Source organism: Kitasatospora arboriphila (assembly GCF_039528095.1).
Taxonomy (GTDB): domain Bacteria; phylum Actinomycetota; class Actinomycetes; order Streptomycetales; family Streptomycetaceae; genus Kitasatospora; species Kitasatospora arboriphila.
Genome location: NZ_BAAALD010000166.1, coordinates 1 through 9,018, shown reverse-complemented (window position 1 = coordinate 9,018; position 9,018 = coordinate 1). Strand labels below are relative to the sequence as shown.

The window sequence follows — 9,018 nt, the reverse complement described above, 5'->3', positions numbered from 1 at the left end:
CTGCGGGCCGCGCACACCGCGCGGCTGGCCGACCTGCACCGGGCCGAGGCGGCCGCGCTGCGGGTCGTCCGCGGACTGCGCAGTGCCCGCGCCCGCTACAGCAGCCACCGCACCGCGGACCTCGCGGCTGCGCTGCGAGGTCGGCTGTTCACCACGGCGCTGCTGCGGTCCGGCCCGGCCGACCGGGCGGTGCTCGGCACCGCCCGCCGCATGTACAAGCCGGGCGGCGCGCTGCGGGTCCACGGCGTCTGCCGCGAGCCGGTGCTGACCGCCACCGGGTACGGCGGCGTGGTGACGCACCTGGTCACCGAGGACGGCCGCTGGGTGTCGATCGCCGACATCAAGCCCGGCGGACCGTCCCGCGCCCGCGGCGCGGGCACCGCACCGGTCTCGGTCGGCGCGGCGGCCCTGGACCACTCCCAGCTGTCCCGCGGCGGCCTGCTGATCTCGGGCGCCACCGTGTCCGCGGACGGCCGGCTCGGCTCGGGCCGCAGGGTCCGGGCCAATCCGGTGGGCGGGATGGACTGGGGCTCCGGCCCGCTCGCGGAGCTGTTCGCCCGCCCGCTGGCGGAGGCCGTCGCCGAGCGGCTCGCCGACGGCCCGCTGGCCGACCCGGAGCAGACCGAGCTGCTGCGCCGGCCCGTCGGCTGCGAGCTGGTGGTGCTCGGCGCGTCCGCCGACAGCGTGCTCGCCCGCGAGGTGGACGGGGCCACCGGCGAGCCGCACGGCCCGCTCGTCCGGCTGGTCGCCGTCAACCGTCACCCGGACCTGGCGCACACCGCCAACCTGACCCGGATCGGCGCCCACCCCGGCCTGCGGCTGCGGGTGCTCGCCCGGGGCGACCCGGATCGGGCCGCCACCCTGCGTCCGCTGGCGGTGGCACCCGTCGCCGGGGCCGCGTACACGCTGCGGCTGCCGGCCGAGTGGCAGGGCCGGGCCGACCTCGGCTACGACCTGCTCCAGGGCACCCACGTGCCCGCCCCGGACGGGGAAGGACCGGAGCTGCCGGGGCCGGTGTCCGCGGGGCCCGACCCGCTGGGCGACTCGCCGCTGTGGCGGGTCCGCCGCCAGGTCGAGCTGGCGGTCGCGGGCGGGCGGCGCGCGGTCGCCGAGGCGGCCCGCAGCGGCGGCGCCCGGACGGACGCCGCGGCACTGCGGCGCACCGGCTTCCGGGCGGCGGCCGAGCTGTCCACGGCCCTCGCCGAGGAGGCCGACCGCCGACAGCGGGACGTCTTCGGGCGGCTCGGCGACCCGAGCGCCGACCGCTACGCCGAGCAGTGGCTGGCTGCGGCCCTCCACCTCACGGCGGCGGAACGGGGGCTCGTCCGGGCGACCTGGCACGCCCCGGACGCGGCGGCCGGCTGAACCGGTCCGGGCCCGGCGGGGCCCCCCCCCGGGGGGGGGCCGCCGGGCCCGGGACTGCCGGTGCTCCGCGGGCCACGGTGCTCCACCGGCTCCGGCACGGCGTCCGGGCGGCAGCGGCGCACCGGGCGTGACCCACATGACGGGCGTAGATTGAGGGCACCCCACGGGATGATCACGACCGAGGAGCGGGTGTGGACGCGCCGGCTGTGGACTACGGGGCGGCGTTCCGGGCGACGCCCAGCCCCATGCTCGTCCTGACCCCCGGCCTGGTGATGGCGGACGCCAACGAGGCCTATCTGCGGGTGTCCGGCCGCAACCGCGCGGAGCTGGTGGGCCGCCTGCTGTTCGACGTCTTCCCCGGTGACCCCGCGCACGGCGAGACAACCGGCGCCGTCCCGCTGCGCGCCTCGCTGCAGCGGGTGATCACCACCCGGCAGAGCGACAGCATGCCGCTGCAGAAGTACGGGGTCGACCACACCGACCGGCCGGGGGTGTTCGAGGAACGGTACTGGAGCACGCTGAACACACCGGTGCTGGGCGCGGACGGCGAGGTGGTCGCGATCGTGCACCGGGTCGAGGAGGTCACCGCCCTGGTGCGGAGCATCCTCGACGGCCGTGGTCCGGCGGACGGCACGGTGCTGACCGGCCTCACCCGGGAGGCGCACATGGCGGCGGACCTGCTGGCCCGGGCGCAGGAGCTCGCCGACCTCAACGAGGAGCTGCGGCAGGCGCACGCCCGCGAGCGCGAGGTGGCGCTGAGCCTGCAGCGGTCGCTGCTGCCCGCCGTGCCGCCGGCGCACCGCTCCTTCGCGGCGGTCCGCTACCAGCCCGCGACCCGGACGCTGAACGTGTGCGGGGACTGGTACGACCTGGTCGACCTGGACCGGTCGCTGCTCGGTGTCGCGGTCGGCGACGTGGTCGGCCACGGACTGGAGGCGGCCGGGATCATGGGCCGGCTGCACAGCGCGCTCAACGCCGCCCTGCGCGCCACCCGGCAGCCGGCGCAGGCGCTGAAGACCCTGGCCCGCTACGCGGTGACCGTCGAGGGCGCGCTGTCGACGACCGCGGTGCAGACCGTCGTCGACCGCTCCACCCGCACCGTCCGCTACAGCAGCGCCGGGCACCCGCCGCCGGTGCTCGTCCACGCGGACGGTTCCGTCCAGGTGCTCGACGGGGCCACCGACCCGCCGCTCGGCGCCTGGGAGAACGAGATCCCGCGCTCCGAGGCGGCCGCCGGGTACCGGCCGGGCGCCACCCTGGTGCTCTACACCGACGGCCTCATCGAGCGGCGCGGCGAGGACATCGACGTGGGGCTGGAACGGCTCACCGCCAGCGCCGCCCGGCACCGCGGGCTCGGCCCGGAGGCGCTGGCGGACGCCGTCCTCGCCGACCTGGGCGCGGACGACGGTCAGGGCACCGACGACATCGCGCTGGTCGCCGTCCGGCTCTGATCCGCCCCGCCGTACCGCGCGCTCCGCAGCGGGTGCGCGGGAACGGCTCCGGAGGGAGGCTGGTCTCCCCCGAGGTCAACCAGTCCACCAGTCCATGAAGGGACGACACCGTGGCCACCGACTACGACGCCCCCCGCAAGGGCGACGACGAGAGCTCCGACGACAGCATCGAGGAGCTCAAGGCCCACCGGGCGGAACGCGCCGACGGCAAGGTCGACGTCGACGAGTTCGACGCGGCCGAGGGACTCGAACTGCCGGGAGCCGACCTGTCGGGCGAAGAACTCACCGTGCAGGTCCTGCCCAAGCAGCAGGACGAGTTCACCTGCGCGAGCTGCTTCATGGTGCGGCACCGCAGCCAGCTCGCCGGCGAGAACTCCAGCGGTCAGCCGATCTGCAAGGAGTGCGCCGACTGAACGCGCCGACGGGCCCGCTGCTCCCCCCGGACGGCCTGCGGGTCACTCCGGGGGGAGCAGCGGGCCCGGCGGCCCGAGGTCGATGTTGAGGTCCTCGGGCCGCAGACCGAAGTGCTCGCGGAGCTCGTCCATCCGCTCCTCCAGCGCCATCAGGGTGCGGCCGAGCACCTCGATCCGGTCCTCGGTGAGGTCGCCGGCGTCCATCCGTCGCAGGGCCTGGCGCTCCATCAGCTGCCGCAGCAGCTCGACCACGGTGAGGACGAGCGCGGCGAGGTCCCGGCCGACCGCCTCCGGGTCCAGCTCGATCCGGCGGCCCGGGACCGCGGTGCGCGGCGCCCGGCCGTCTCCCGGTGCGGTCACGGCGCGCCCTCCGCGACCTCCGCGTCCGGCGCGTCCGATGCGTCCGGTGCGTCCGGTGCGTCCGGCGCGTCCGGCCCGGACTCCCCGGCGGAGTCGACGTACTGGGCGGCCAGGGTGCCGACCGAGGAGATCAGAGCGCGCAGGCTGATCCGGACGAGATCGACGTCAGCGATGCCGAGGGTGATCTCGCCGGTGACGACCACGCCGCCGGCGAGCAGCCGGTCGAGCAGGTCGACCAGGGCGATCCTGCGGTCGTCCACGGGGTACGGAGACGTCCGGGCGACCTCGCCCGCGGTGGTCACGGCGCCTGGGGCGGTCACGGCGGCTCACCCGCCCTCGGCCGACGGGGTCTTGGCCGGCCACCCCTGCTCGGCCCGTCCCGCCGGCACGTGGTCCGGTGCGGCCTCCGGTGCCGGTTCGGGCTCCGGTGCCGGTTCGGGCTCCGGTGCCGGTTCGGGCTGGATGTCGGCGAAGGAGTACGGCGGCCACGGACCGGTCAGCTCCAGGCGGACCCCGGTGAATCGGCGGCCGAGGTCGGTGACGGCCGCGCCGAACTCGGCGGCCCTGTCCTGCTCGACCAGATAGGCGCCGTTCAGCAGCATCGGGTCGGACCGGCCGCTCGCCTCCGCGGACTGCAGCGGGTGCTCGGCGGCCCGGCCCGCACGGGCGGCGAGCGTCGCGTGGATCTCCCGGGCACCTGCCGCGGCCTCCTCGAACCGGCGGGCGAGGGCGTCGCGTTGGGCGCGGCGGCGCAGCAGGTACGCGGTGCCGGGCCGGTCGGCGGGAGCCCCGACCTCGGCGGGGTCCGGGGCGGCGGCGTCCAGGTACACCTTGACGCCCCACTCGGCGTGGTCGGCGACCCGGTCCAGGGCGGCCCGGAGACGGGGGCCGGCGCCGCGGAGGAACGCGGCGGCGCCGCGGTCGTCCCGGTAGAGGGTGGCGAAGCGCAGCGGCAGGGTGCGGCCGGACCGGGCGAGTTCGGCGATCACCCGGTGGTGCGCCCGCACGGCCGACTCCAGCCAGGGCAGGTCCCCCAGGCGGCGCTGCAGGGCCAGCTCGTCGAAGCCGCCGCGCGGCACCGAGCCGACCACCAGGACGAGCCCCGGGGCGGTGAGCACGCGCAACGGCTCACCCGCCACTCCGGTGAGGCCCGCGAGCGTTCCGTCCTCGACCTCGCGGACCACCGCGTAGAGCCAGGTGAGGTCCGGGGTGGTCATGATGCACCTCCGGTGCGGCGGCGCCGGACGGGCGGCGCCTCGTCGTCCTCTGGTTCGGCGTCCCGGTAGTCGGCCCGGTTGTCGGCCCGGTAGTCGGCCCGGTTGTCGGCCCGGTTGTCGGCCCGGTTGTCGGCCCGGTTGTCGGCCCGGTAGTCGGCCCGGTTGTCGGCCCGGTAGTCGGCCCGGTCGGCGGCCCGGCTGATGGTGCGCCGGCCGGTGCGGCCCGCCTCGAGTTCGCCGATGCGTTCGCGCAGCCGGCGGTTCTCCAGGGCGAGGTCGCGCTTGCCGGAGGAGAGCGAGGGGTCGTGCTCCCACCAGTCGATGCCCATCTCCCGGGCACGGTCGACGGAGGCGACCAGCAGACGGATCTTGATCGTGAGCAGTTCGATGTCGAGCAGGTTCACCCGGATGTCACCCGCGATCACGATGCCCTTGTCCAGGACGCGCTCCAACAGGTCGGCAAGGTTGGCGCCTTGGGCGCCCGCCCCGCGGGACTGCGCGGCGAGGAACCGGTCGCCGGGCCGGACGGTCGGCTGGGTCATGGCGAGTCCTCCTCGGGCCTGCCCCGGTAGTAGCGGCGTTCGCGGCGGTAGGAGACGAGGTCGCCGTCGTCGTCGAGGGCGACCAGGTAGACGGCCAGGATGTCGGCGGAGTCGGGGACGCGGCGGGACTCCAGTACCTCGACACCGATCCGCCAGCCGTCCTCGGTGCGGTCGATCGAGGTGATGCCCTCCGGAGTCCGGCCGGTGAGGTCGTCGACGTCGTCGGCGGCCACGGCCGGGGCCCGGCGGGCCGTCAGCTTCCCACCCGCCGGACGGCGCCGGGGCTCCTCGCCCGCGCTCCGCTCCGAGCCGACGGACCGGGGATCGCCCGTGCCGCCGGTCCGGCGGCGCGCGGGACGCTCCTCCGGCCCGTCCGACGCCGGGGCGGACCGGGAGGTCTCCTCCGGCGGCTCCTGCGGCGCGCGGCGGGCACGGCCGTCGACCGACCGGACCCGGCGCTCACCCGCGCCCGAGCCCGCATCCGACGCCCCCACCGGCTTGCGGCGACGCACCGGACGCTCCTCCGGGGTGTCCGGAGGGTCTTCCGGGGCCCGGCGGCGGGCGGTGCGCGGCGGGTCGGCCGGGGGCGCCCGGCGGGAACGGCGCTCGATCGGCCGCTCCGGCTCGTCGCCCTCGGCGGGGCGGGGTCTGCGGACTGGCACGGCTCACACCTCCCGATGCCTGGCGGATCCGGCGCGGCGCGGGTGTCCCGCCGCCCGGCCGGGGAACTCCCCGCGGGCGGCGCCATGCGGCGGGGCCGCCGGTGCGGACAGGGGTCGCATCGCTACCCGATCCCTTCCGCCGCCTCCGTAAAGGCGGCGGCGAAGTCGTAGGGCGCCAGCGGGCCGAGCAAACGGACCCGCAGTCGGCCGGCCCACCGCCGGGCCAGCCCCTCGGCGGCCTGCTCGAACGCCGCCCGCTCGGTCTCCCGTACCAGGAAGGCCGCGCTGAAGCGCTGTTCGGCCGGGCCGGACCGGGCGGGCGCGACGGCGGTGGCGTGCCGGGCGAGGCTGTCCGCGAGGACGGTGGCGTCCTCGTCCCGGCGGGCGGCGATCTCGTCGGCGATCAGCTCGCCCAGCCGGACGCGGAGGTAGTGGCCGGCCGCCTCGCCCTGGGTGGCGACGTCCTCGCGGAGCCGGGCGATGTCCGCCCGGTCGGCGACGATGTCGCGCAGGAGTTCCTCCTCCCGGTAGTCGCAGTGGACGGTGAACTGGGCGTGCCCCGCCAGTTCCTCCAGTGCGGCGTGGAACTCCTCCTCGTAGGGCGCGAGCAGGTCCTCCTCGACCGCGTGGCTGTCGCGGACGACCGCGCCGAAGCGGATCGGCAGGACGGCGGTGTGCCGCGCGGCCAGGGTGTCCAGCACGCCGGCGTGGGCGCGCAGGTCGGCGGCGGTGCCGAGCGGCCGGTCCACCGGCACCTCGCTGACGACGGCGGCCACCCGGCCGCGGCCGACCACACCGATCCGCGCCGGCGGATCGGTGACGCCCCGCAGGTCGTCGGGCGTCCGGGTGCCGGCGGGCACGATGCCGTAGACGTAGCAGGCCCGGGCGGGGACGCCGCCCCTGCCGTTGCCGGTGCCGGCCCGGGCGGTCATCGCTCCTGCTCCCTCCGGTGAGCGGCGGGACGGGTGTGGCGGCGCTGCCGCTCCTCGTGCTGCCGATCCTGCTGACCGTCCTGCTCCTGCGCGCCCTCCGGCGCACCGGCGGACCGGTCGCGAGCTCCGTCGTCGTGCACGCCGTTCACCAGCTCGGACGGGCCCGGGCTACGGCCGTCGGCCAGGTCGAGCCGGTTCACCGCCTCGGCGAAGCGCAGATAGGTGTCCACGCCGGCGGCGACGATCCGGGTGTCGACCGTCAGCAGTTCGATGCCCACCAAGGAGACGCGGACGTAGACCTCGATGATCAGGCCCTTGTCCAGGATCAGGTCCAGGGCGTCGGCCGGCCCGCCCGCCGGAGGGCGGTCGAGACAGCGGCTGGTCTGTGTGGCGACGGCGGACACGGTGGATCACCTGCTCTCCGCGGGGACTCGGCGGTGGGAACGCGGAGCGGGCTCCTCGTCCTCCTCCTCGGGTTCCTCGTCGTAGGAGTCGTCGTCAAAGTCCTCTTCCTCGTCCTCGGGTTCCTCGTGGTCCGCTTCGTCACCGGAGTCGCCGGAGGAACCGGAACGCAGGGACTCCGTCCGGCGCTGGAGGGAGTCGGTCAGCGCGTTGACGCGGTTGCCGGCCAGCTGCCGGAGCCGGGGGCGACGACTCGAGCAGGCCGCCGAGCAGCGCTGCAGGATCAGTGGTCAGGCGTTTTCCCGCGACCGCCCCGGCGAGGGCCATCGCTCACCGGGCCTTGTGGAAACGCCCGAGGAGGTAGCCCGCGCCGACGGTTGCGGCAAGCTCGGCGTTCTTCATGGTGTGTCCTACGGAGGTGGCTGTCCCCGTCGTCGATCCGTCGGGCATCGAGGATCCGTCCGACGAAGACTCTGGCCCGCCTACCCGGCCATGTCGATCACAAACGGTGAGCTCAAATTGGTGGAAATATCCCAATGGATCGACAATAGGCGACCAATTGTCACGCTGAGCAGCGAAGGCGGCGTCGGTGCGGACGACCGACCGGCGCTTGCATCCGGTACCCGGGTACGGGTTTACCGTCGAAGACGTCCCCGCCCGGGGACCTGACGACGGGAGTGAGCGCGATGGGCGACGGGGAGTGGGTGCCGGCGTCGTGCACGCTGCCCACCGAGGAGCGGCCGCTCCGGGTGGCGGAGTGGGACGGCCTGTTCACGGACCGCCTGAACGGGCTGTCGCGGCCAGGGCCGCTCCGGCTGCGGCTGGAACTCGACGCCGGCGCCGAGCAGTCGGTGCGCGACCTGGCCGAACGCGAGGGCGGCTGCTGCTCGTTCTTCGCGTTCACGGTCACCGCCCGACCGGACGCCGTGCTGCTGGACGTCGCGGTGGACGGCGCGCACGCGGCCGTGCTGGACGCCCTCGAGACGCGGGCACGCTCCGCCGGGAGGCCGCGGTGAACGAGGGCCTGCGCTCCGGGCAGGTCGCCGAGGCGGCCGGGGTGAACGTGCAGACGCTGCGCTACTACGAACGCCGGGGCCTGCTCGCCGAGCCCGACCGCTCGCCGGGCGGCCACCGCCTGTACGGCGAGGAGACGGTGACGGTGCTTCGGGTGATCAAGGCGGCGCAGCGGCTCGGCTTCACCCTGGACGAGGTCGCCGACCTGCTGGAGGCCGGCCGCCACCGGCACGGCCGTCCGGTGCCCGGCCTGCAGGAGCGCGCCGCGGCCAAGCTCGCCGAGGTCGACGCCAGGATCGCCGACCTGACGGTCATCCGCGGGGCGCTGGTCGCCGCCGTCGACGCGGGCTGCGACGACCTGATCGCCTGTGCGGGCAGCACCTGCTGCCCGATCCCGTTCACCGATCTCGCCGAGGAGAAGCGCCGTGACCAACCCTGCTGCTGACCGGACCCCGCGTTCCGCCAAGGTGCTGTCGGGCCTGGCCGGCCTGGCCTGCGCGGCCTGCTGTCTGCTGCCCGCCCTGATCGCCGCCGGTGCGGTCGGCACCGGCTCGGCTGCGGTGGCCGGTTGGCTCCCCGCGGTGGCCGCCGCGCCGGCGGCGGGGGCGGGGGCGGGGGGGGGGGGGGGGGGGGGGGGGGGGGGCCCCGGGGGGGGCTCCC

The 9,018-nt window shown here is 76.2% G+C and carries 12 protein-coding genes; 5 read left to right on the top strand and 7 right to left on the bottom strand.

Annotated features, from left to right (window positions below):
* The 3 genes from ABD353_RS38460 to ABD353_RS38450 form a co-directional block, all read left to right on the top strand.
* Positions 1-1,365, top strand: a 1,365-nt coding sequence (locus tag ABD353_RS38460; protein WP_344628382.1) for a hypothetical protein, incomplete at its 5' end; no start/stop codon positions are given.
* Between the two features lie 191 nt (positions 1,366-1,556).
* Positions 1,557-2,816, top strand: coding sequence for a PP2C family protein-serine/threonine phosphatase (locus ABD353_RS38455; RefSeq protein WP_344628381.1), 1,260 nt, complete (start codon positions 1,557-1,559; stop codon positions 2,814-2,816).
* Positions 2,817-2,926: 110 nt separating this feature from the next.
* Complete coding sequence (locus ABD353_RS38450) at positions 2,927-3,229, top strand: DUF4193 domain-containing protein (RefSeq protein ID WP_344628380.1); 303 nt, start codon at positions 2,927-2,929, stop codon at positions 3,227-3,229.
* A 42-nt stretch (positions 3,230-3,271) separates the two neighbouring features.
* On the opposite strand, the gene ABD353_RS38445 is transcribed toward ABD353_RS38450, so the two are convergent.
* The 7 genes from ABD353_RS38445 to gvpJ form a co-directional block, all read right to left on the bottom strand.
* Positions 3,272-3,589: a gas vesicle protein K gene (locus tag ABD353_RS38445; protein ID WP_344628379.1), complete on the bottom strand. Its 318-nt coding sequence runs from the start codon at positions 3,587-3,589 to the stop codon at positions 3,272-3,274.
* Positions 3,586-3,891 (bottom strand): gas vesicle protein, encoded by a 306-nt coding sequence (locus tag ABD353_RS38440; RefSeq protein WP_344628383.1) that lies wholly within the window; start codon positions 3,889-3,891, stop codon positions 3,586-3,588. The genes ABD353_RS38445 and ABD353_RS38440 overlap by 4 nt, the downstream gene beginning before the upstream one ends.
* Positions 3,892-3,915: 24 nt before the next feature.
* Positions 3,916-4,806 carry a GvpL/GvpF family gas vesicle protein gene (locus tag ABD353_RS38435; protein ID WP_344628378.1) on the bottom strand — a complete coding sequence of 297 codons (891 nt, stop codon included), beginning with the start codon at positions 4,804-4,806 and terminating at the stop codon, positions 3,916-3,918.
* Positions 4,803-5,348: a gas vesicle protein gene (locus tag ABD353_RS38430; protein ID WP_344628377.1), complete on the bottom strand. Its 546-nt coding sequence runs from the start codon at positions 5,346-5,348 to the stop codon at positions 4,803-4,805. Before ABD353_RS38430 ends, ABD353_RS38435 begins: the two co-directional genes overlap by 4 nt.
* Positions 5,345-6,010, bottom strand: coding sequence for a gas vesicle protein GvpO (gene gvpO / locus ABD353_RS38425; protein ID WP_344628376.1), 666 nt, complete (start codon positions 6,008-6,010; stop codon positions 5,345-5,347). Before gvpO ends, ABD353_RS38430 begins: the two co-directional genes overlap by 4 nt.
* A gap of 122 nt (positions 6,011-6,132) precedes the next feature.
* Positions 6,133-6,942, bottom strand: a complete 810-nt coding sequence (locus ABD353_RS38420; RefSeq protein ID WP_344628375.1) for a GvpL/GvpF family gas vesicle protein — start codon at positions 6,940-6,942, stop codon at positions 6,133-6,135.
* Positions 6,939-7,346, bottom strand: coding sequence for a gas vesicle protein GvpJ (gene gvpJ / locus ABD353_RS38415; RefSeq protein ID WP_344628374.1), 408 nt, complete (start codon positions 7,344-7,346; stop codon positions 6,939-6,941). Before gvpJ ends, ABD353_RS38420 begins: the two co-directional genes overlap by 4 nt.
* A 684-nt stretch (positions 7,347-8,030) precedes the next feature.
* Here gvpJ and ABD353_RS38410 point away from each other — a divergent pair.
* Both ABD353_RS38410 and ABD353_RS38405 read left to right on the top strand, forming a co-directional pair.
* Positions 8,031-8,360 carry a hypothetical protein gene (locus tag ABD353_RS38410; protein ID WP_344628373.1) on the top strand — a complete coding sequence of 110 codons (330 nt, stop codon included), beginning with the start codon at positions 8,031-8,033 and terminating at the stop codon, positions 8,358-8,360.
* Complete coding sequence (locus ABD353_RS38405; protein WP_344628372.1) at positions 8,357-8,803, top strand: MerR family transcriptional regulator; 447 nt, start codon at positions 8,357-8,359, stop codon at positions 8,801-8,803. Before ABD353_RS38410 ends, ABD353_RS38405 begins: the two co-directional genes overlap by 4 nt.
* The last annotated feature ends 215 nt before the right edge of the window (positions 8,804-9,018 follow it).

Excerpts from the sequence above, each read along its gene's own strand:
- ABD353_RS38435 (WP_344628378.1), bottom strand. The coding sequence starts at position 4,806 with ATGACCACCCCGGACCTCACCTGGCTCTACGCGGTGGTCCGCGAGGTC.
- ABD353_RS38430 (WP_344628377.1), bottom strand. The coding sequence starts at position 5,348 with ATGACCCAGCCGACCGTCCGGCCCGGCGACCGGTTCCTCGCCGCGCAG.
- ABD353_RS38420 (WP_344628375.1), bottom strand. The coding sequence starts at position 6,942 with ATGACCGCCCGGGCCGGCACCGGCAACGGCAGGGGCGGCGTCCCCGCC.
- ABD353_RS38410 (WP_344628373.1), top strand. The coding sequence starts at position 8,031 with ATGGGCGACGGGGAGTGGGTGCCGGCGTCGTGCACGCTGCCCACCGAG.